This is a genomic window from Amycolatopsis sp. cmx-8-4 (assembly GCF_046548675.1).
GTDB lineage: Bacteria > Actinomycetota > Actinomycetes > Mycobacteriales > Pseudonocardiaceae > Amycolatopsis.
The window spans coordinates 283,503-305,735 of the sequence record NZ_JAEBDZ010000006.1 but is presented as its reverse complement, the minus strand read 5'-3'; the positions used below and the strand labels follow the sequence as shown (position 1 = coordinate 305,735).

Annotated in this window: 19 protein-coding genes; 6 read left to right on the top strand and 13 right to left on the bottom strand. The window is 66.2% G+C overall.

Annotated elements, in window-relative coordinates:
- Positions 1 to 25: 25 nt before the first annotated feature.
- Positions 26 to 787: an RNA methyltransferase gene (locus ACLJQZ_RS15395; protein WP_326944277.1), complete on the top strand. Its 762-nt coding sequence runs from the start codon at positions 26 to 28 to the stop codon at positions 785 to 787.
- A gap of 4 nt (positions 788 to 791) precedes the next feature.
- Here ACLJQZ_RS15395 and ACLJQZ_RS15390 read toward each other — a convergent pair whose 3' ends face one another.
- Complete coding sequence (locus tag ACLJQZ_RS15390) at positions 792 to 1,166, bottom strand: HAD-IA family hydrolase (RefSeq protein WP_410620812.1); 375 nt, start codon at positions 1,164 to 1,166, stop codon at positions 792 to 794.
- 211 nt (positions 1,167 to 1,377) lie between these two features.
- Between ACLJQZ_RS15390 and ACLJQZ_RS15385 the strand changes: the two genes are divergently transcribed.
- On the top strand, positions 1,378 to 1,839 hold the full coding sequence (locus ACLJQZ_RS15385) for an Rv3235 family protein (protein ID WP_410620658.1): 462 nt from the start codon (positions 1,378 to 1,380) through the stop codon (positions 1,837 to 1,839).
- 216 nt (positions 1,840 to 2,055) lie between these two features.
- Here ACLJQZ_RS15385 and ACLJQZ_RS15380 read toward each other — a convergent pair whose 3' ends face one another.
- From ACLJQZ_RS15380 to mtrA, 7 genes are all read right to left on the bottom strand, one after another.
- Positions 2,056 to 3,240: a cytochrome P450 gene (locus tag ACLJQZ_RS15380; RefSeq protein ID WP_410620811.1), complete on the bottom strand. Its 1,185-nt coding sequence runs from the start codon at positions 3,238 to 3,240 to the stop codon at positions 2,056 to 2,058.
- 88 nt (positions 3,241 to 3,328) lie between these two features.
- Positions 3,329 to 6,214, bottom strand: a complete 2,886-nt coding sequence (gene secA, locus ACLJQZ_RS15375) for a preprotein translocase subunit SecA (protein WP_410620657.1) — start codon at positions 6,212 to 6,214, stop codon at positions 3,329 to 3,331.
- Between the two features lie 206 nt (positions 6,215 to 6,420).
- On the bottom strand, positions 6,421 to 7,110 hold the full coding sequence (gene hpf, locus ACLJQZ_RS15370; RefSeq protein WP_326944281.1) for a ribosome hibernation-promoting factor, HPF/YfiA family: 690 nt from the start codon (positions 7,108 to 7,110) through the stop codon (positions 6,421 to 6,423).
- Between the two features lie 1,113 nt (positions 7,111 to 8,223).
- Positions 8,224 to 9,006 (bottom strand): ComF family protein, encoded by a 783-nt coding sequence (locus ACLJQZ_RS15365; protein ID WP_410620810.1) that lies wholly within the window; start codon positions 9,004 to 9,006, stop codon positions 8,224 to 8,226.
- 74 nt (positions 9,007 to 9,080) lie between these two features.
- A complete protein-coding gene (locus tag ACLJQZ_RS15360; RefSeq protein ID WP_410620656.1) occupies positions 9,081 to 10,793 on the bottom strand; it encodes an LpqB family beta-propeller domain-containing protein in 1,713 nt (570 codons plus the stop codon).
- Positions 10,790 to 12,514, bottom strand: coding sequence for an MtrAB system histidine kinase MtrB (gene mtrB, locus ACLJQZ_RS15355; RefSeq protein ID WP_410620655.1), 1,725 nt, complete (start codon positions 12,512 to 12,514; stop codon positions 10,790 to 10,792). The genes ACLJQZ_RS15360 and mtrB overlap by 4 nt, the downstream gene beginning before the upstream one ends.
- Before the next feature lie 7 nt (positions 12,515 to 12,521).
- Positions 12,522 to 13,199 (bottom strand): MtrAB system response regulator MtrA, encoded by a 678-nt coding sequence (gene mtrA, locus ACLJQZ_RS15350; RefSeq protein WP_005150760.1) that lies wholly within the window; start codon positions 13,197 to 13,199, stop codon positions 12,522 to 12,524.
- A 401-nt stretch (positions 13,200 to 13,600) separates the two neighbouring features.
- Between mtrA and ACLJQZ_RS15345 the strand changes: the two genes are divergently transcribed.
- Together ACLJQZ_RS15345 and ACLJQZ_RS15340 are read left to right on the top strand one after the other, a co-directional pair.
- Positions 13,601 to 14,806: a helix-turn-helix domain-containing protein gene (locus tag ACLJQZ_RS15345; RefSeq protein WP_410620654.1), complete on the top strand. Its 1,206-nt coding sequence runs from the start codon at positions 13,601 to 13,603 to the stop codon at positions 14,804 to 14,806.
- A gap of 678 nt (positions 14,807 to 15,484) precedes the next feature.
- Positions 15,485 to 15,784 (top strand): hypothetical protein, encoded by a 300-nt coding sequence (locus ACLJQZ_RS15340; protein WP_410620653.1) that lies wholly within the window; start codon positions 15,485 to 15,487, stop codon positions 15,782 to 15,784.
- A 90-nt stretch (positions 15,785 to 15,874) separates the two neighbouring features.
- Here ACLJQZ_RS15340 and ACLJQZ_RS15335 read toward each other — a convergent pair whose 3' ends face one another.
- The 5 genes from ACLJQZ_RS15335 to ACLJQZ_RS15315 form a co-directional block, all read right to left on the bottom strand.
- Positions 15,875 to 17,227, bottom strand: coding sequence for a phage major capsid protein (locus tag ACLJQZ_RS15335; RefSeq protein ID WP_410620652.1), 1,353 nt, complete (start codon positions 17,225 to 17,227; stop codon positions 15,875 to 15,877).
- A 243-nt stretch (positions 17,228 to 17,470) separates the two neighbouring features.
- On the bottom strand, positions 17,471 to 17,686 hold the full coding sequence (locus ACLJQZ_RS15330; protein ID WP_410620651.1) for a hypothetical protein: 216 nt from the start codon (positions 17,684 to 17,686) through the stop codon (positions 17,471 to 17,473).
- Positions 17,687 to 17,829: 143 nt separating this feature from the next.
- A complete protein-coding gene (locus ACLJQZ_RS15325) occupies positions 17,830 to 18,147 on the bottom strand; it encodes an HNH endonuclease (RefSeq protein ID WP_410620650.1) in 318 nt (105 codons plus the stop codon).
- A gap of 10 nt (positions 18,148 to 18,157) precedes the next feature.
- Positions 18,158 to 18,340, bottom strand: a complete 183-nt coding sequence (locus ACLJQZ_RS15320; protein WP_410620649.1) for a hypothetical protein — start codon at positions 18,338 to 18,340, stop codon at positions 18,158 to 18,160.
- Between the two features lie 247 nt (positions 18,341 to 18,587).
- Entirely contained in the window at positions 18,588 to 20,114 is a 1,527-nt protein-coding gene (locus ACLJQZ_RS15315; protein ID WP_410620648.1) for an AAA family ATPase, read from the bottom strand.
- A gap of 444 nt (positions 20,115 to 20,558) precedes the next feature.
- On the opposite strand from ACLJQZ_RS15315, the gene ACLJQZ_RS15310 reads away from it, so the two are divergent.
- Complete coding sequence (locus ACLJQZ_RS15310; protein ID WP_410620647.1) at positions 20,559 to 20,930, top strand: helix-turn-helix domain-containing protein; 372 nt, start codon at positions 20,559 to 20,561, stop codon at positions 20,928 to 20,930.
- A gap of 4 nt (positions 20,931 to 20,934) precedes the next feature.
- Positions 20,935 to 22,218: a tyrosine-type recombinase/integrase gene (locus tag ACLJQZ_RS15305; protein ID WP_410620646.1), complete on the top strand. Its 1,284-nt coding sequence runs from the start codon at positions 20,935 to 20,937 to the stop codon at positions 22,216 to 22,218.
- Positions 22,219 to 22,233 lie beyond the last annotated feature (15 nt).

The window sequence follows — 22,233 nt, the reverse complement described above, 5'->3', positions numbered from 1 at the left end:
CTTACACAATGCGAGACTGCCCGGTGTGGGTGATGAGTCGACTGTCTCGCCGAAAGACCGCTTCCTGACCGTGTACGGCCGGAAGCCGGTGCTCGAGGCACTGGCGGACGGCGGGCTGCGCGTGGACAAGGTGATCCTCGCCGACACCGCCCGCGGGCCGGGCGCGGCCGAGATCCAGCGCGCGGCCAAGGACGCGGGCGTGCCGGTGCAGCGCGCCAGCGCCCACCGGGTCAAGGTGCTCGCCGGCAACGGCAAGCAGGACCAGGGTGTGCTCGCCGACGTCGTCGCGCCGCGGATGCGCGCGCTGGCCTCGGCGCTGGAGGACCGGCAGCCGCCGTCGCGGGTGCTGCTGCTGGACGGCATCACGACCCCGGCGAACGTCGGCATGATCCTGCGCACCGCGACCGCGGCCGGGCTCGACGGCGTGATCGTGCCGCGCCGCGGTGTCGCGGCGCTGGACCCGCTGGTGGTCAAGGCTTCGGCCGGAGTCGCGTTCCGCGCCCCGGTGCTGCGCTGCGGCTCCGCGCGCGAGGCGGCCGAAATGCTGACCGAAGCGGGCTACGGCATCTACGCGCTGGGCGCGTCCTCGAAGACCGCATTGTTCGACGTAAACCTGACGCAGCGCGCGGCTTTTGTGCTCGGCGGCGAAACGGACGGCGTCGGCGCGGACGTCGGCGAGCTCGTCACCGAATGGGTTTCGATCCCGATGCCGGGTGACGTCGAGTCGCTCAATGTCTCGGCCGCCGCGGCGGTGCTTTCCTTCGAACTGGTCCGCCGAGCGCGTTGACCGTTCACTGATCGGGGAACAGCACACCGAGTTCGGCGAGCGTTTCCCCGACCGACCGGTGGTGCACCCCGACCATGCCGGCCTCGACGGCGCCGAAGATGTTCGCTGCGGAGTCGTCGACGAACGCACAGTGCACGGCGGGCAGGGCCAGCCGGTCCGCCGCGATCAGGTAGACCGCCGGATCCGGTTTGGCCACGCCGACCTCGCCGGAGAACACCAGCGCGTCGAAATAGTCGAACATGGTTTTCTTGACCTGCTCCGACGCCCCGGGTGCGTTGGACAGCAACGCGGTACGGACGCCCCGCTTACGCGCGATCATCAGATATTCGTAGAAGCGGTCCGCGTCCGGATCGGTGAGAACTCCGGCGAAATCGACCAATAACCCCTTCAGCACCCGGCACACCATAGCCGGGTGACGGGGCGCTGTCTCTCGGAGTCCGACAATGCGATGTGCCCCTAGCGCACGGTAACCGGCGAAGCCATCGCTTCGGCGATTCTCCCCCGAATCGTGCGATTCCTGACGCGATTCGGGCCGCGCGTCCCTCTAAGCCTGCGGAAGCGGCGAAATGCCGCGACCGGGAGGGGAGGAAATGACCGAGGAACATCGCCTGAGAACGCTGATCCGCTACGAGGCGCCCCGCCGGGCCGAACGGCTCGCGGCCGTGACACCGGAGGAGCACCGCCGGGCCGGCGCGCGCTGGCCGGCGTCGAGGCAGCTCGAGGCGTCCGAAGTGGGCCACCTGCTGAACATGCTGCTGGAGGCCTACGACGGCCGTCGTCCGGTGCCGCAGATCCGGGGCCTGGTGGCGCCGGAGGTGTACGCCGGGCTGAGCGGGCCACGCCTGCCGCAGCCGCGGCACCGGACGCACACCGTCCACACGTGCAACCCGGTGGCGGGCGTGATCGAGGCGTGCGCCCGCGTGGAGGCCGACGGCCGGTCGTTCGCGCTGGCGGCCCGCTTCACCCGCACCGCGTCGGGGTGGCAGTGCGTGCGGTTCGCGCTGCTGAAACCGAGGCCGCCGGCCCTGCGGCCCCAGCGGGCAGCGGCGTGAAGCGGGCGGGCACGGCACGAGCCCCGCCGGGACCGTCCTGGTGCGACAGCCGGGAGCGGCCGGTCGGGACAGTCCCGTCTCGACGGTCGCGAACGGCCCGGCGCGTCGTTCGGCCGGTCGGGCTGTTTCGCCTCGACGGTCGCAGCCGGCCGGACCGGGCCTGACCCCGGCGGGACGGTCGTGAGTGGTGGTTCGGGTCCTGGACCTCTTCGCCACTCACGACCGGACCGGCAACGTCGCCAGGCCGCGCAGGGTGGTCGTCGGGTTCCAGGCCGGCGTGCCGTTCAGCACCAGGTCCGGGCGGCGGCGGGCCAGCTCGCGGAACACGACGCGCGCTTCGAGCCGGGCCAGTGGCGCGCCGAGGCAGAAGTGGATGCCCTGGCCGAACGCCAGGTGCTTGCCCGGCGCGCGGGCCGGGTCGAACGTCTCCGGGCCGCTCGCCGGGTCGCGGTTGGCCGCGCCGATCAGCACGATCGCCTGGCTGCCCGCCGGGACCGGCAGCGAGCCGAGCGTTGTGTCGCGCACCGCCGTCCGCGAGGTCAGCTGGACCGGCGAGTCGTAGCGCAGCACCTCCTCGACCACCCGGTCCGGCGCCGCCGCGGCCGGCCCCAGGCCGTCGTGGCGGAGCAGCGCCAGCACGCCGTTGCCGATCAGGTTCGTCGTCGTCTCGTGGCCGGCGATGAGCAGGAGCGTGAGCGTCACCAGGAGCTCGCCCTCGCTGAGGACTTCGCCCGCGTCGGACACCGCCACCAGCGCGGACAGGAGATCCTCTCCCGGCTCGCTCCGCCGTTTCGCGGCCAGGTCGCGGAAGTACGCGATGAAGGACTGGCGTGCCCGGACCGCCGGTTCGACCGTCTCGGGGCTCTGCAGGAACGGCGGGTCCAGCGCCCGCGCCATCGCGTGCGACCACTCCGCGAACTGCTCGCGGTCGTCCAGCGGGACGCCGAGCAGCTCGGCGATCACCTCGACCGGCAACGGCTTCGCGAGCGCCGTCATCAGGTCGAACTCGCGCGGCGCGCGGTCGATCAGGTCCGCGGTGATCTCGTCGATCCGCGGCGCCAGCCGCTCGACCATCCGCGGCGTGAACGCCTTCGCCACCAGCCGCCGCAGCCGCGTGTGGTCGGGCGGGTTCAGCGACAGGAACGCCCGGACCACGCGTCCTGACTCGTCGACCGGCTGGTCCGGCCGCCGGTCCGCCGGGTCCAGGTACTCCGGCTCGGGGTGCCCGAACGCCGGATCGCGCAGGACCTGCGTGGCTTCGGCGAGGCCGCTGACGGCGAACATCCCCTCGGCCAGGAGCGCGACCGGCAGCCGCTCGCGCCACCGCCGGTAGTGCGGGTACGGGTCCGGCCGCCGCTCGGCGCCGAACAGCGCGAAGAACTCCTGCATCTCCGCCGACATCGCCGTCACGACCATCCCCGTTCACGAAACCGGGGCGCGTGGAGTTGTCCACGCGCCCCGGTCTCTTGGCTCACATCAGCGGCTCACATCAGCGACGCGGGCCCTTCTTGCCCTTCTTGGCGGCGTCGCGCTGGGCGGCCCGGCGGTCCCGCCGGGTGGCTCCGCTTCCGCCCGCGCTGTCGCCCGCTTCCTCGGCGTGCGCTTCGACCTCGCCGTCCTCACCCGGGCCCGACAGCGTCAGCCCCGACTGCTGGCTGTTGCCACCCAGGCCCTTGCCGCGCAGCGCGGCCGGGACGGAATCGGTGTCGGTCGTCGGCGGCTGCGGCGGCGCCGGGCGCGCGTGCCGGCCTTCCGGCACGGCCTGGCCGTTGCCGTTGCCGACACCCGCCGGCAGCGCGGCGGCGTCTTCCGCGGGCGGCGCTTCGGCCCGCTCGACCTGCAGGTTGAACAGGAAGCCGACGGCCTCCTCCTTCAGCGAGTCGAGCATCGCGCGGAACATGTCGAAGCCCTCGCGCTGGTACTCGATCAGCGGGTCGCGCTGCGCGAGCGCCCGCATGCCGATGCCCTGCTTGAGGTAGTCCATCTCGTACAGGTGCTCACGCCACTTGCGGTCCAGCACGGTCAGCATCACCTGGTGCTCCAGGGTCCGCATGCCGTCGGGGCCGACGAGCGCGTTGATCTCCGCTTCGCGCTTGTCGTAGGCGTCGCGGGCGTCCTGGACGAGCGCCTCACGCAGGGTGTTCGCGTCGAGGTCGCCGTCTTCGAGCAGGTTGTCCCAATCGAGGCTGACCGGGTACAGCGTCTTCAGCGCCGTCCACAGCTTCTCGTGGTCCCAGTCCTCGGCGTAGCCGCTGGAGGTCGCGCCGTCGACGTAGGCGTTGACGACGTCCACGAGCATCTCTTCGATCTGGTCGCGCAGGCTCTCGCCGGCGAGCACGCGGTGGCGCTCGGCGTAGATCACCTTGCGCTGCTCGTTCATGACCTCGTCGTACTTGAGGACGTCCTTGCGCTGCTCCATGTTGATCTGCTCGACCTGGGTCTGCGCGCTCTTGATCGCCTTGGAGACCATCTTGTGCTCGATCGGCACGTCGTCGGGCAGCCGCATGGTCGTCATGACGCGCTCGACCATGGTCGCGTTGAAGCGGCGCATGAGCTCGTCACCGAGCGACAGGTAGAACCGGGACTCGCCCGGGTCGCCCTGCCGGCCGGACCGGCCGCGGAGCTGGTTGTCGATGCGGCGCGACTCGTGCCGCTCGGTGCCCAGCACGTACAGGCCGCCCGCGTCGCGGACCACCTCGGCCTCGGCCTTCGACTCTTCCTTGACCTTCTCGAGGATGCCGGGCCAGGCGGCCTCGTACTCCTCGGAGTGCTCGACCGGGTCCAGGCCCTGCTCGCGCAGCACGTGGTCGGCGATCAGGTCGGGGTTGCCGCCCAGCACGATGTCGGTACCGCGGCCGGCCATGTTCGTGGCGACCGTGACGGCGCCCTTCTGGCCGGCGCGCGCGACGATCAGCGCCTCCCGGTCGTGGTGCTTCGCGTTCAGCACCTCGTGCGGCACGCTCAGCTTGACCAGCAGCTTCGACAGCCGCTCGGACTTCTCGACGCTCGTCGTGCCGACCAGGACCGGCTGGCCCTTCTCGTGCCGCTCGGCGATGTCCTCGGCGACCGCCTCGTACTTCGCTTCTTCGGTCTTGTAGATCAGGTCCGGCTGGTCGGCGCGGACCATCGGGCGGTTCGTCGGGATCGGCACCACACCCAGCTTGTAGGTCTGGTGGAACTCGGCGGCCTCGGTCTCGGCCGTACCGGTCATGCCGGACAGCTTCCCGTAGAGGCGGAAGTAGTTCTGCAGCGTGATCGTGGCCAGCGTCTGGTTCTCGGCCTTGATCTCGACCTTTTCCTTGGCCTCGATCGCCTGGTGCATGCCCTCGTTGTAGCGGCGGCCGTGCAGGACGCGGCCGGTGAACTCGTCGACGATCGCGACCTCACCGTTGCGGACGATGTAGTCCTTGTCGCGGTGGAAGAGCTCCTGCACCTTCAGCGCGTTGTTCAGGTAGCCGACCAGCGGCGTGTTCGCGGCCTCGTAGAGGTTCTCGATGCCCAGCTGGTCCTCGATGAACCGGACGCCCTTCTCGGTGACGGCCACCGTGCGCTTCCGGACGTCGACCTCGTAGTGGTACTTCGAGTTGATCAGGTTCGTCTTCTCGAGCCGCTCGCGCGACCCCATCGTGGTGGTGTCGATGCCGTTCATCAGCGGGGCGAGCCGCGCGAACTCGACGTACCAGCGCGACGACTGGTCCGCCGGGCCCGAGATGATCAGCGGCGTCCTGGCCTCGTCGATGAGGATCGAGTCGACCTCGTCGACGACGGCGTAGTTGTGGCCGCGCTGGACGCAGTCGTCCAGGCTCCACGCCATGTTGTCGCGCAGGTAGTCGAAGCCGAACTCGTTGTTCGTGCCGTAGGTGACGTCGGCGTTGTACTGGCTGCGCCGGACGTCCGGCTGCTGCTCCGACAGGATGACGCCGACCTCGAGACCGAGGAAGCGGTGGATGCGGCCCATCCACTCGGAGTCGCGCTTGGCCAGGTAGTCGTTCGTCGTGACGACGTGGACGCCCTTGCCGGGGATGGCGTTGAGGTACGCCGCGAGGACGCAGGTCAGGGTCTTGCCCTCACCGGTCTTCATCTCGGCGACCTGGCCCAGGTGCAGGGCGGCGCCGCCCATCAGCTGGACGTCGAAGTGCCGCTGGCCGAGCACGCGCTTGGCGGCCTCGCGGGCGACCGCGAAAGCCTCCGGCAGCAGTTCGTCCAGGGACTCCCCGTCGGCGTGCCGCTTGCGGAACTCGTCCGTCTTGGCCCGCAGCTCGGCGTCGGTCAGGTCCTTGACGTCGTCTTCGAGGGTGTTGATGTGATCGGCGATGTTGCGCAGCCGCTTCACCATCTTGCCCTCGCCCGCGCGGAGCAGGCGGTTCAGCACCATCCGGTCGACCTCACTAGCTGATCATGAGCGCGCCCAGGCCGGTCCCGGGCAGGTTCTCCCACGGCGGCCGCCGTGGGTCGGCGCCACCGTTCCACCCCATCGTAGGGAACCCGGGGCGTCGTGTGCACACGCCGTACGTCCTGACATGCGGATGGCCCGCACGCGAGCGCGTGCGGGCCACCGGCGAAGGCCTTCTCAGAGCCGGCTCAGCCGAGCCGGATCACGCCGTAGTCGAAGCCTTTCCGCCGGTAGACCACGCTGGGCCGGCCCGCGTCGGAGTCGTTGAAGAGGTAGAAATCGTGGCCGACCAGTTCCATCTCGTAGAGGGCCTGGTCCACCGTCATCGGATCGGCGGTGTGCTGCTTCTCGCGGACGACGCGGCCGGGCTGGTGGCCCAGGTCGTCGTCGGCCCAGCTCTGCTGCTGGGGCAGGGTGATCTCGTCGGCACTCGCGAAACCGTTCAGCTGCGGTTCGGCCTCGGGTGCGTCCAACACCGCGGTACGCGCGGCGGGACTGGCGGCGGCGGCCGGGGAGGTACCACCCGGCAATACCGAGGTCGCTTCGGCGACCGATTCCGGTCGGCTGCGCCCGTAGTGCACGCGCCTCCGGTCGTGTGTCCTCCGCAGCCGGTTCTCCAGCTTGGTGACTGCGGAATCGAGCGCTGCGTAGAAGTCGGCGGCACACGCTTCAGCGCGTACGGCCGGGCCACGCCCCTTTCCGGTGATTTCGACGCGCTGGCAGCTCTTGGCCTGGCGCCGGTTGGGTTCGTGGAACAGCTCCACGTCGTACCGGATGACTTTCCTGTCGTAGCGCTCGAGGCGGGCCAGCTTTTCGCTGACGAGTGCCCGATAGTGCTCGGGCACCTCTACGTTGCGGCCCTTAACGACGATGTCCATACACGACCTCCCTCGCTGAGATGACTGCGAGCTGTTGAGTTCACACACGGCGCCGGTGTAGCGGGGACGAAGCCCGGATCGCGGGCTGAGAAGGAACTCGGATCGGTTCACGACGTCTCGTGCCGGATGCCCGAGCGCGGACTCAGCGCACCTCCGGCGCCAGGGACATGGGCTCGTCACCTCCCTGCCTGCGGGGATTGCTGATAGCGGAGCACGTTAGCTTCCTCACGCCCGTTACAACAGCCCCCGAGCCGGGGGATGTCGGGGAATGAGACTCCGTCACCCCGCGCAGTGAGCGGGGAGTGAACACCAGAAAACACCCGCTGGTCGGACGCTCGCCGGTTGCCGTGGCATCACACGGACGGCGCATCGCTCCAGCTGCACGGACGCCGAGGGTGACGGCCTTGTCCGGCACAGCCACCACTCCGGTGGAGTGGTTCGGCACCCGAGTGGCCTTGATCGACACCCTCATGCCCGGACAACGGCCGCGGCTCCGCTCGCGTTCCCGCCGGAAGTCACTCGTCCAGGTGACACCCGGATCACCCGGCCGCGAGGGCCGGGCTCGGCGGGTGCTTTCGGTGGCCGGGGCTCTCGTGGTGCGGATGGGGTCGGTGGGGCTCGAGGTGACTGGTGTGACCTGCTGAAACCGCCGTTCTGGTTTTGGGTCGAACGCCGGGGGCTGGGTGACGTGGTTGGGCGGTGGCCGGCGGTCGGATGTCGCGGATTCACCCGGGTGGGAAATCTTTCTTGGACCGGCCGGGCGGCTCGCCGAGCCGGGCTTGGCGGCGCCGGGCTTGGGCGCTGCCGAGCCCCGCTCGGCGGCGCCAAGTTTGGGCGTTTCGGTCAGGCGGGCTCCGGAGTCGTGGCGGTGGGCAGAGGAGTTTGGGGCGGTGGATGCCAGAGTTCCAACGGCGAGCATCGGTTCAGGCGGGTCGCCAGAGTTCTGGCGGCTGGCGCTGACTCAGGTGGCAGGCGCTGGTTCAGGCGGGGCCCCGGAGTTCACGCAAGGCGCCGGAGTTCCGATGGTGAGCACCGGAGTTCCGGCGTGACTTGATGGCGGTGCCGGCCGCCGCGAGGTTCGGGCGCCGATCGCCCGGCTCACCGCCCATGAGTTCACCCGGCCGCGAGCAAGGTGACGACGGCCGAGACCGCGACGCCCTCCGCCGCCAGCGTGTGCACGCATGCGGCGGCGGTGGCTCCGGTGGTCACCACGTCGTCCAGGACCACCACCGGGAACCCGGGCGGTGGGCGTCCGGCTTCGCGGAATCGCAGCCGGCCGGCCAGGTTGGCGGCGCGCTGGGCGTGGCCGAGCCCGACGGCGTCGCGAGCACTCCCGGCCAGCTCCAAAGCCGGTGCGACGGCCACTTCGAAACCGCGAGTGGCCAAGACTCTCGCCGCGGCTGCTGCCAGGAGTTCGACGTGGGGGCCGCCGCGGATCCGGGACGCGGAGGGGCGGCTGGGTGCCGGGACCAGGCAGACCTTGCGGTGCGCGGGGACGGATCCGGTGCTCGGGCCCGGGTGCCGGTGGGCGGACACGAGGCCGGCGCCCTGAGCAGCCGGTCGGGACTGACCTGCGGAAACGGCTCCGGCCGCGACCTGTGGTCGCCCGCCGGCCACGGTTTCCGTCAACGGCAACACGACCAGTGCCTCCGCCAGCGCCAGGCCCAGCGCCGGGGCCAGGTCCCGGCGGCCTCGCTCCTTGTACGCGATCAGCAACCGCCGTCCGACGCCGGTATACCTGGCCAGTGAGAACACCCGGACCAGCCCCGCCGTGGGCACGCGGACGATCTCCCGCACCGCGCCCCAAACACCCCCGCAGCGAGCGCAGCAAGGCTTGCCGCGGGCTCCGCAGGCGGCGCAGCGGCTGGGGATCAGGAGTTCGAGAAGCGCGTTGATGACCACACGGAAAGTGTCGCGACCACCACCGACAGTTTCGGGCCCGCGGCCATCACCCGATCGAATGAAACCCGTCAGCCCGGGTAGAAGGGGTCCGCGTCCTTCGCCGAATGGCTCTGGGGGCGCCACACCTCGCCGAGCACCGAGGCCGTCCACAAGCCGCTCGCGTCCGCTACCACGATCGGCCGGCCGGGGGCCGCGGTGACGCCGTGGACCTGCGGTGTCAGGTTGGAGCTGTTGAACGCGTCCATGCGCTGGCCGTCCACCGTCACGCGGACCACCGGCTGGGACAGGCTCGTCGTCACCGCGACCAGGGTGTCCTGGGCCAGCCAGTCCACGTCGACGACGTCGTGGAGGTCGTGGGGCTGCAGGTGCCGGGGCTCGCGCAGGCTGACCGAGTCGCCGCCCGAGCCGACCACCGAGGCCACCCACAGCTGGCCGTTGACCACCGCCGCGACCCGGGTGCCGTCGCGGGAGAACCGGAGCTCCGCGATGTCGCCCTGCTGGATCAGGTCGGCGGCGTTCACCAGCAGGGGGGTCCACTGGCCGTTCGGGGTCAGCACGACGCGGGCCACCGACTGCTGGTCGACCACCGTCCACACCTCGGACGCGCCGGGGCGCCACGTCGGCCGGCTCAGGGAATTGCCGGCCACGCTGAGCTGCGGCAGCTCGCGCCCGAGGTCACCGATCCGCAGGTGGACCCCGCCGCCCGCGCGCTCCACCACCGCGAGGCGCTTGCCGTCGGTCGACTGGGCCGCGTTGACGACGTCGTAGCCGCCGGTGCCGGCCGGGCCGGCGATCGGGGCGCCGTCGCCGAGGGAGCGGACGCGGCCGCCGACCGTCATCAGCCCCGGCAGGTCCTGGCTCGGCGAGAGCGCCGCGCCGTACGCGGGCAGCTCGCTCAGCCGCCAGTCCGGGTGGTTCGGCACCAGCGGGGCAGCGTCGGCGAGGATCCGGATCCGCGCCGACGTCACGTACTGCAGCGAAAGCACGATCTGCGCGGCGATCAGGTTCCGGGTGTCGTCGCTGACGCCGGTCAGCCCGGTCAGGGGCACCACCAGCGTCCCGTCGTCGAGGCTCTTGACGTTGGTGTCGATCTCCACCGGTTCGCCGAGCAGGTTCTTCACCGCGCCCGCCAGGCTCGTCGACGGGCCGGCGACCAGCATGTCCATCACCCGGCCCGGCAGCCCGGCCTGCGGTTTCGCGACGACGTAGCGCCGGTCGGGGACGAACGTGTTGGCGGACTCCGAGTAGAAGACCACCGGCACCGCGGTGTAGTTCTCGGCGAAGTCGGACTCGGTCGCGTACAGGTCGGCGGGCGGGTCGACGATCCGCCACTGGCCGGTCGGCTGCTTGCGCACCTTCACGTGGAGCAGCGCCGGGCTGTAGTCCGGGACGAACGCGCTGTTCTGGTCCAGCGTGCCGACGTCGAACCCGCGCACGTTGACGACCTGCGTGTTCGGGTCCGGCTGCGGCTCGGTGTCGTAGACCGTGCCGAAGGTGTCCTGGATGATCGTCAGGCTGCGGCTGGGCCGCCAGGTCGCCTGCCCCTGGTCGTCCAGGTAGGCGCGGGCGGCGCCGTTGTTCTGGCCGGGCTTGAGCGTCGCGCCGATGAAGTCGCGGACCAGCGTCAGCGCGTCGATGTTCGCCTGCGGCTCGGGTGCCTCGGCGTTCTGGCCCTGGCCCTGGCGCTCCCCCGGGACGACGACGGGCTGGGACTCGAGCGGGACGTTGGCGCACCCCGCCACCAGCACCAGGCACAACACTGCGAGCAGAACGCGTTTCACTGACCGACTTCCTCACGCTCGGCGAAGATCGCCTCCGGCGCCGGGGTCACCTCGATGATCCCGAGTGGCACCTCGCCCGGGACGCGCTCCGGCGGCGGCAGACCCAGCGGCGACTCGCCGATGGGCACGTCCTGGTGGCGCGGGAAGCGGAACCGGAAGCAGGCGCCCTGGCCGGGCGCGCCCCACGCGTCGAGCTCGCCGCCGTGCAGGCGCGCGTCCTCGAGGCTGATCGCCAGGCCGAGGCCGGTGCCGCCGGTGCGCCGGTTGCGCGACGGGTCGGCGCGCCAGAACCGGTTGAACACCAGGTCCGCCTCGCCGGGCCGCAGGCCGACGCCGCGGTCCTGGACGGTGATGGCGACGGTGGTCTCGTTGGCCGCGACGGTGAGCACCACCGGCCGGCCCTCGCTGTGGTCCACGGCGTTGGCGAGCAGGTTGCGCAGGATCCGCTCGACGCGCCGCGAGTCGACGTCGGCGGGGATCTCCTCGTCGGGCAGCACGAGCTCGACCGAGGAGCCCGCGTTGCCGGCGATGACCCGCACCTGCTCGACCGCGCGGGTGGCGATCGGGCGGACGTCGATGAACTCCGCGGACAGCTCCTCGACGCCGGCGTCGAGCCTGCTGATCTCCAGCAGGTCGCCGAGCAGGGCCTCGAACCGGTCGAGCTCGTCGACCAGCAGCTCGGTGGAGCGCGCGAGCCCGGCCGGGAACTGCTCGCGGGACGCGTGCAGCACGTCGGCGGCCATCCGGACGGTGGTCAGCGGCGTCCGCAGCTCGTGCGAGACGTCGGAGGTGAACCGGCGCTGCAGGCCGCCGAACTCCTCGAGCTGGCGGATCTGGCGCTGGATGCTGGCGGCCATCCCGTTGTAGGACACGGCGAGCTTCGCCAGGTCGTCCTCGCCGATCACGGCGACGCGCTGGTCGAGGTCGCCGCCGGCGAACTGCTCCGCCGCCGCGGCGGCCTGCCGGACCGGCCGCACCACCTGCCGCACCACCAGGTTCGTGATGCCGGCCAGCAGGAGCAGCAGGACGAGGCCGCCGACCAGCAGCGTGTTCTGCACGGTCGAGACGGTGTTCTGCTCGGTCGTCAGCGGGAACAGCAAGTACAGCTGCAGCGGGCTGGCGACGGTCTTCAGCGACGTCCCGACGATCAGGTACGTCGTGCGCCCGCCGTTCATGTCGGGGACGGTGTGCTCGAGGTAGCTCGTCTGCTCGGCTTCGACGAACTGCCGCAGCCGCGGCGGCACGTTCTCGAACGGCCCGGCGAACTCGGGTTCGCTGCCGGACTGGTCGTGGCCGCCGCTGGCGAGCACCGGGATGAACGTGCCTGCCGCCGAGCCCGCCGCGTCCTGACTGGTCGGCGTGATCGCGATCTTCTTCAGCGCGTTCTCGAGCCGGTTGCGCAGCGCGTCCGACGTCTCGCTGCCGAGGCCGACGAGCTCACCGGCGGCGGTCTCCGCGGCCGCGCGGGTCTGCGCGGTGGCGGCGTCGCGCTTGGTGTCGAGCAGCCGCTCGGTGATCTGGTTCTGCAGGACCATGCCCAGCACGAACACCACGGCGGAGGACAGCGCGAGGGTCGACACGGTCACGCGGAACTGGAGCGAGTGCTTCCACAGCTCGTTGAACGCGACCGCGCGACGGCGCGCGAAAACGACGACACGCCGCACCAGGCGTGCCGTCGAGCGCGCGAACGCGGGGAGCCGTCTACCGGTCTCCACGGTCATGGAGCCATCACGGCGGGCCGGCCTTGTACCCGACGCCGCGAACGGTCAACACCACCTCGGGGTGTTCCGGATCCTTCTCGACCTTGGAGCGCAGCCGCTGGACGTGCACGTTCACCAGCCGGGTGTCGGCCGCGTGCCGGTAGCCCCAGACCTGCTCGAGCAGCACCTCGCGGGTGAACACCTGGCGCGGCTTGCGGGCCAGCGCCACCAGCAGGTCGAACTCCAGCGGGGTCAGCGGGATGGCCTTGCCCTCGCGCGTGACCTCGTGGCCGGGCACGTCGATCGCCAGGTCGCCGATCGTGAGCGACTCCGCCGGTTCGGCTTCGGTGCGGCGCATCCGGGCGCGGACCCGGGCGACCAGCTCCTTCGGCTTGAACGGCTTGACGACGTAGTCGTCGGCGCCGGACTCCAGGCCGAGGACGATGTCGACCGTGTCGCTCTTGGCGGTGAGCATGACGATCGGTACCCCGGACTCGGCGCGGATCGCCTTGCAGACGTCGATCCCGTTCATCCCGGGCAGCATCAGGTCGAGCAGGACGAGGTCGGGCTTCAGTTCACGCAGCGCGGGAAGCGCGCGTGAGCCGTCGGCGACCACCGCCGTGTCGAACCCCTCCCCACGGAGCACGATGGTGAGCATCTCCGCGAGTGCAGGGTCGTCGTCGACCACGAGAACACGTGCCTTCATGACCACATATTCGCACTAGTTCCGACGCCCGTACGCGCGACCCGCGTGTTTGACCACCAGAAAGATCAAGATCGGCACGGGTCCCTGCTCCATCCGGGTGCCCCTGGACGGTCCGTGAAGGCCGCCGACAGGGCCAAATATGGCGTTGACCTGGTGATTCGCTAGTGATCGTCTGACAGCTGTGTGACAGGCGGCCCGCACGATCATGGCTCCCACCAGGGCATGACGTAGAAGGTTCGACGAACGGCAGAGCCCCCCCGGAGCATTGGTGAACCGGGGGGCTCTGGCATGTACGCGTAGGCCGAACAGGTGAAGCGGCTAGCACCACCGTGGGGTTGACCCTGCGCGTTTACCATGGACCCAGGCGCGCGCGAACGGGCTAGCACGGAGGGCAACTAGCTATGGTCACTACGGGTAGCACGATCGGCGAACGCATCCGCGAACTACGCAACGGGTGGATGACACAGCAGGAGCTAGCGACGGCGGCGGGGGTCAGCGTCGACCTAGTGCGGAAGCTCGAACAGGGCATCCGACACACGTGCTCGGTGTCGAGCCTCGCCCGGTTGGCGCGCGCGTTGGACGTCGACATGGCCGCGCTCCTGGCAAAGCCGACACCCCCGCCGACGACGGAACCCGATAGCGGCCTCATCGCCATTCGCCGCGTGCTCACCTCAGTGGAGGATCTCACCGGTGGCGGCCATGACGTTGAGCCCGCATCGCTCATCGAAGCGGAACGGACCGTTGACTACCTCTGGGGTTCCTACTGGTCGGGCCGGTACGAACTACTGGCGTCGCTGCTGCCCGCCGCGTTGACCACTTTGCGGGCCACGTACCGCGATGCGAAAACGGCGGAAAAGCCGCAGGCTGCACATATTCTGGCCCGCGCGTACCAGGCGGCCGGGGACACGCTGGTCCACATGGGACAGACGGACGCGGCATTCCTGGCTATCCGAGAAGCGTTGGTAGCGGCGAAGAACAGCGACGATCCGCTGCTGTACGCGGCCATGCGGATGTCTGTCTCATGGCAAATGTTGGTGCAGGGCCGGTATGACGACTCGGCGAACGTGGCGTTAGCCGCAGCAAACGAGATCTCTCCTCGCGGCAAGGTCTCCAACTCCCAGCTCTCTGCGTACGGCATCCTCACGGTCACGGCGGCCACCGCGACGGCCCGCAAGCTGGATAAGGCATCCACTGTGGACCTCTTGGCGGAGTCGCGGCAGGCAGCCAACCGGATCGGCTATGACCGCTCGGAGCACCAAACGACATTCGGCCCGGCGAAGGTGGCAATGCTGTCCGTGGACTGTGCCGTCGTGATGGACAATTTTACGGGTGCATTGGCTGCTGCGCAACAACTACCTCGCGACGCGCACTTGCCGTTGGCCACCAAGGCGCGCCATTTGGCCGACGTGTCACTGTCTCATCTCCGGTTGGGCCACGATAAAAAGGCGCTCGATACCTTGCTGTCGACCGAATCGTTTGCGTCGGACTGGCTCAAGTACCAGTCCTTGCCCCGGCAGATCACGTCCGAGTTGCTGGAACGTGAGAATCGCAAGTCAACTCGCCTGCGCGAATTCGCAACGCGTATCGGTGCCACTCGATCGAGCTAACGCACTGGGACACATTGTCCTACTGGCTTCCATCGATGCGGTAGTAGGACAAGGTGTCATACCCGTTCTGACTAGGAGTTTCCTAGCGTTTCACGCATGGTTGATCTTGATTCGTCGAACGTTGTCTTGACCGTGCTGGCCGTCGCGGCGGCGCTCGTACCTGCGCTCCGGTTAGCCGAATGGCTCGATCGACGTTGGCGAGCCTCTGCGCGGGTCGCGGTCATGCGCGCATGGCTGGTTGGTGTGGTCGCTCGGGTCGGGCGGCTTGCACGCGGCAGGGAGCCAGCTAGGCCAGCGGAAGGGCGTCATGAGCGGACGGCGGAGTTGCAGTCGGCGGCCCAGCGAGACACCGGCCGGATGTCGAGGCACGCCCGATGACCGAACCTTTGACTTTCGTGCGGTTCCGGCAAGGCCTCGTCGGCGAGGCGCGTCGGGTGGTGCACCTAGTGCAACTGCCATCCGCTATTCGCGACCAATTCAGCATCAATGAATTCGCCGGATCACTGACCGCCCTTTGTGGACAAGCATTCGCACCGAGGGAAGCGGAAGCGTTGTCCAGCATGCGCGGCGTTCCTTGCAATTCCTGCCTACTGAAATCACCTGGTCCCGACGGCTCGACAACGCGCCGGAGCATCGAGCCACCGGGTCCGGGCGCGCTATGCGCATAAAGGGACAGTCGTGAAGATCGACGCGTATATCGAAGTGCTGCCAGGTACGGACATTAGTCATGACCTACTTCCGGCAGACGAGAAGATCGAAATTCAAATCGGATCGCTCTTTGCCCGCGACGATAGTACGCTACGACTTTCATTCTCCGACCCTGAATCGTTGACGCAGCTCGCAAAAGTCGCCATCGAAGCGCGGACTGCACTGATGCTTGAGCAACGGCGACAACTCGAATCGGCGGAGCGCAACGGGCAACCGGAACGGATCGTGTTCTTCCCTACATACGAACAGATCGAAAGCGGCCGAGACTAAGACTTCCCTCGCATTTGCCCCGACGCTGTGCGAGGGGAAGGCGGACACGGGTCCCACGTGCAAGGCGCGAACGTGGGGCCCGTGTACCGATTAGCCGCTGTAGTTCGTCAAGCGGAACGCATCGGGAATCAACACGTCACCACCCGTACGCCAGTGCATGTGGAAGCCACGTTGTCCGGTTGGCCGTCCGGCCGCGCCGAATAGCGTCGGAATCAGTTCGATCATCGTGCCGATTCGATCTGTGATTTGGTATTGCGAGAAGTCGCCGGACAACCACACATAATCGTTCGAAGCGCCCGCACCGATCGTTCCGTCGATATTGCTATTCTCCAGCAGTTCCCAGCCGAAGCAATGAGGCGGAACTGTAGCGTCATTCACAATCGACGGCCCATTCGCGTACAGCGGGATTTGCCGCGCAGAATTGATCATCGACAGGTTTGCCATGAACTTGGCATTTGTTCGCCAACGCGGCGGCAATGCGTTCTGATTGGCCACGATATCAACCAGAGCGAGCGCAGTCAGAGCGCTGGTGACCACTGAGCCGCCGACAGCGGCCACTGCCGTGACGACGCCCTTAGGCTGTGCCGCACCGGTACCGAGGGTAAAGGCGTTGGCTTCAAGTTGAGTTTTCGCGTCGGCGAACAGGTTGCCAACCTGCGTCGTCAAGTCCGAATCCTCAAACAGCTCAAGAGAAACGGGAATGAACGCTTGCCCCTTGAATGCGGTAATGGCAGGCTGCGCAAGTACCGGAGAATCGTCGCTTACTTCTTGGGCTTCCGGGTCCCACGAAGCCGACACGCCAGCACTGGTGACGAACCGCTGTTCATTCAACGCGGTCAGCTTAACGCTGGACACTTGGCGCATCGGGTCAATCGAACCAGTACCTGACAAACGAATTTGCGGGTCCAATGCATAAGGCACCAGGAAACCGCCGGCCGTTGTCGTACCCAAACTCATTGCACGAGAAAGGGCAGTGACGCGCCGATACGCGGAAAGCTCCGCGTCATTCCACATGCGATGCCCATTGGTGGGATCGTTCATCCAGGATCGAAACGCCGTTAGGTAATTGGCGTCGCTGGCCTCCACCACATAACGAGCCAAGCGGCCATCAGGATCAGTGTCGCGCTCAAGGGCAACCGTGACACGCTCGCTCGCGGTATCCGGAACACCGTGCTCACGGGCGGACTGTTCGACCGCCTTGAGTGCTCGTCCGCGCAGTTCGTTGCCCGGTCGTTCAACGTGCCCGTTGTCGGATGGCGTTCCGTCTTCAATATTGCCCTTGCGGTATGCGTCGTCGAGCAGCACCCGTTGCAAAACAAGCGATTCGGTTCGTAATTGCTGCCACTCGGTTTCCTGTGGCGTAGTCAACTTGTCATGACGGTCAAGCTCACGCATCCGTGCATCGATCACCCGTTGTCGAATCGCCGTTTCCTCAATTGTCATTGCCATTTAATTTCTCACCCGAACAGGATTCGCGCGTAACGATGACGCGCTCGCTAATGGGATTCCTGTCGAGTGGCGGCCACCGCTGGCCGGAGGACTCGAACAACGGGGGCCATCTGACGTCCCGCTGATAGCGATTGTACGGGTCCGCGCGACTCCGGGGAAAGGCGAAGGACTACCACCACCCCCATGGGTCGTCTACGTGGACGCTAGGGGGCTGGAATGGGTCTTCCGCGATCGGCCCTACAGGTAGTCGGGCACGTCTAGCGGGTCCCCGTAGGTCAACACGCGAAATTCGATCTCGGCGACCACCGCGCGGGTCAACGCGCTATACACAATCTTTGTTGTCCTGTTCTCATTCGGACTGACACTGACCCTTTGGCATGCGTCTTTGATTTCGTGCAGTTGGTCTTCGTCGAGATCTCGTAGGTCGAGTTCGGGGCCGATGCGGTTTAGCATTGCAGAACACCTTTCGAAATTTGCCAGCGGTCGACGACGGGAAAGTGGTACCAGAAAAAAAGATCGGGGGACTCGGGTGGATGCCGTGGTCGGGAAATTCTGCGCGAAGCCTGGGCCCCCTACATTCCTCCGTCATTGCGAGTTTACCTGTCACGCTTCCATCCATAATTACATTGTTCGCATTCGACCTTGTAGTTATCAATGATGCTCGTGCCACCATTCCTTAATGGAATGATGTGTCCCAACGTCTTCATTCGTCCATTGAATGCTTTATGACATGTTGCACAATGCGTTGCTTGTTCGAGTAGTCGAATCGTCGAGACGCGATGACGGAACCGATCGTGTCCTCGCCTCTTGCGTGATCGACCTGACTGCTCAACGCTTGCGCAAGCGGGGCAGCGTGATACCCCAGGCGCTAATGGGAATAGCCTATGGCAGTCAAGGCACGGTCGCGTGGGCATGGCTTCCACCTCACCGTTCGAGGTCATCGATCTTGGCGTAGTTCTGGGTGAGATGGGCCAGCATGTCCCGTGCTTCCTCCAAGTCCTGGTCATCTTGGCCCGTACGTTTAATTCCCTCCAATGTGCTAATCTCCTTCCCTACTTCCGCCATTCTTTCGATGTAGCCCGCACGCAGGTTGGCCCATTTATCCATTACCCGTTCTCCTTTGTCTATTTAGCTATCTGTTCGCTTCGGCCGGCATCGGGTTGATGCTATATCTACCGCGTGTATTCGACAGCCATTGCCTCTACCTTTCTTCTCTTGGTCGCAGTGTCATTCCATTTACCTGGGCAACCCTTTGTCTGCATGTCCATATGTCACGGTGTCACTCCCCTAAAGGAAGGGGAGGTGACGGACACTGTCACCCATTGAGTGACACGAGGTGACATGAGTGACAAGATCACGTTGTGTCGCGCTTATAGAATGGGCGTTGGTCAGTTCCGGCGTTGACCAGTACACCCTTATTGACCAGGCCATTCAGTCCCTTGTGGAAGCTGGACGGTGGCATACCGGCGGCCCGGCGAAGCTCTGCCTTGGATGCCCCTGTTTCACTGAAGTGGGACATATAGAGTGACAAGATCTTTTCCGAAGATCCCGAAATGTCACCCCATATGTCACTCTCTCCGGAGGTGGAGGCCATCTCGATTACGCCGCTGTCGGTGAATTCCACATCGCTAAGCCGTAGCTTCATGTCATGCACCAATGGTCCATCCTTTCGTTTTGTCATCTTGAGTGTTACCTCTTGTGCATTGCCTTCCGCCATGTAGACACAGTCAACGCCGCTTTCCAGCGCCGATGATCCGCGCACAGTGACCTTGTCTTTTCCGGTGTGATGCACCACGAGCACGGTGCCATCACCGGTTGCTTGTTGAATCCGGTAAAGTGCGGATACGACCGGCCCCATATCCTTGGCGCTATTCTCATCGAGGCCGGGCATGCACTTCGATAGGGTGTCAATCACAACGAGCGTGTATCTTTCATCATCGTCGGAGATCAGTTCACACAGCTCGTCCACTTCGGACCGCTTGCCAAGGTGTGGCGCACGTTTGAGCGTCACGAGATCGTCGACACGCTTTTGTTGCCAGCCCTTTTCCCATGCGGTGATTCGATCGTCTAGACCGGATGCGCCTTCCGCCGCTATATACAACACGCTTCCGTGGCGCATGACGGTTCGCGCTTGCCATTGCGGCCTTGCCGACGCGATCGACGCAGCCCAATCCAGCGCGATGAATGACTTGCACGATCCCCAATATCCCGCAAGCAACGTCACGCCGCCCATGTCAATTGTGTTTTCGATGAGCGGCAGCGGTTTAAGCAGGTACGCTAGTTGGTCGCGTGAGAGCAATGAATCCGACATGGTTGGCCGGTCCGGGTCGAAGTCATCCACTGGTGGACGCCCGTGCTTGACCAGATACCGGATCGCGCGCTGCCTGACTATCACATTCCACGATTCATTGTCATCGTCGAATGACATCACCGTGTAAACATCGCTCTCGGGGACGTCAAACTTTGCCGCGAAGTAATCGATCGGCGCTTTTGGCGCCCTGTGCAATTCGCGAATGAAGTTCTTGACCTTGCTTACGTCCATCGGAGCAGATAGCGACGATTGCAGCTTGTCCCATGCCGCTAGCGGGTTGTCCTTAAATCTATCATCCCGTTTCTGGCATGTTGTGCACCATGGATGACAGTCGTGGCCATGCTTGGCCAGATGGTCGGCACTGGCGTCAGAAACAAGCTGGACGGCCAGTCGATACAGGCGCAGGTCGTCACCCGCCTCGGGGGTCTCGATCTGCTGTCGCCAGTCCTCGGGGTCTTTGAACGGCCGGTACGGCGGATATACAGGTCGGCGCTCGACCACTGATGGAAGTGGCTGTTCCGCGCTAGTCAGCGATGGGCGGTCTGGCGTAGGCTGTGAATTGACGGTCACGCCTCATCCTTTGTGTGTTATGCGGGAATAGATCCCGGTGTGCAGGCAAGTGCGCACCGGGATTTCTTAAGGGCTAGTACCAAGTGAGACCAGCTGAATAAATGCTGCTGCGGCAATGGGCGTAGGCAATCGCATGAGGTGTTCGGGATTCGGCAACGAGCTATGCGATTGAGCCACGGTAAACACTCCAGCGGAACGGAGACATGAAGTCTCGACGTGTACCCGCGAGTGATGTCTAGCCGTTGACCGTGAGTGGTCCTCCGAAAAGGGGCCCGACTCAAACGATCGCCAGAGGGATCGGCTTGCGCTTGGAGCAATTCTATCACCAGCTCGGCCTGACCTTGATCATTCAGGCGGCCCAAATAGACCGGCAAAAGATCTTTCCTTGGCTTCCGCCAACTACACGCACGTAGAACCGCCGTAGGTAGGCGTACTGTTGCTCTTATGGCACCAACAAGGGAAACGATCAAGGGGCCCGTCAGGGACCAGGTGGCCGCCAGTGTTCGGGCTCGCCGGGAACGACTGGGACTCTCGCTTGCCGACGTCGCGGCGCTGTTGACGCAGCTAGGGCACGGTATGGGCCGTCATGCGGTGTTGCGGATCGAGACCGGCGCGCGGGCGGCCAGCGTTGACGATCTTGTCTCCCTGGCGCTCGTCTTGGACTGCTCGCCGCTAGCCCTGTTACTTCCGACCGAGGACACCGGCGAACCAGTGAAGATCACAAGCAGAGCATCCCTGAAATTCGATGACGCGTGGCGGTGGGCGCGAGGAAAGGGAAACGGCAAACCAAAGATTCTCGCGGAAAGGAACGAGTAGCGAAATGGCTTGGGTCATCCCGCAAAAATCGGAAAGAGACGAGAACGGCAACCTGCGTAAGCGGTACTGCGCGGGATACGCCATCGGCAAAGGCGCGAATCGGCAACGGCGTTCCGTGAAGAACCCGGATGGCTCGAACGTCATCTTCTACAACAAGCGTGAATGCCTGCGGGTTGCGAACGCGGAGGAACGGCGGGTACGCGGCGCGGCCCCCACTGCACTCAACACGGAAGCAACCACGCTGTACCGGGTGTGGTGGGAGAAGAACTACGACGGCAACCGTCACCCGGGTAGCGATGGCGACGAGCAGGAACAACGCATCATGCGTGTGCACATCCTGCCGCGTTGGGGTGACGTGCCGCTGAACGAAATCACCGAGCAAGACATCCGCGATTGGATCAAAGATACGCTCACGCCGAAGGTGTCGGCCGCCTACGCGGAAAAGCTGTACTACGCGTTCAAGGTGTGGGTAAAGCTCGCCGTTGACAAAGGTGTGCTGACCCGCGCGCCGTACACGGACAAGATGGGTTTGCCGAAGATCCTGAAAAAGGAACGCCCGTACTTCCTGGATTCTGACATTGCCGCATTGCGCGAAGCGGGTTTCCGCGATGACTACATGGACATTGTCGAATTCTGCTTCGAGGTGGGCGTACGCCCGTCCGAAGCGACCGGACTGCACTCGGCCATGTTGCGGCTCGACAAGGGTTTCATGGTCACGCGAGATGTGCTGGTCCCGGGTAAACGAGTCATCCGCGAATCCCCGAAGAACGGGGAGCCTCGCAAGGTGCCCTTAACCGACCGGGCAATCGAGTTGGTCAAGCTGCACATAGACGGCCGGGACATGACGGCCGGATGCGGCCTGGTCCACCTGGTCGGCGAGAACCTGCGAGAGGTCGAGTGCGCCACTGAGGTCGTGTTCCGCAACCGGCAGGGTGGCACGGTTACGGCACGGGCCATTACGACGGCCCTACGGGACTTCTGCAAGGCGAACGGCCTTGAGTACAAGTCCGCGTATGCCACGCGGCGCGGCTGGTCCACGTGGACCGCTGACGGCGGGCTAGACAGCGAGTTCCGACGGACGACCATGGGCCACGCCGACGATGCGCAGACGGATGGCTACAGGCAAGTGACCCCCGCGATGCGTGTGCGACTCCAGGAAGCACGTGACCGCGTGAAGGCATCTAGCCATGATCAAACCGTATCGGAGCCTGTGACAGAACCTGTGACACTCGTGCCGGGGAAGACTGTGGAAGACGTAGGAGAAAGTGGTGATCGACATGCCGCGTGACCTACGGATACACAG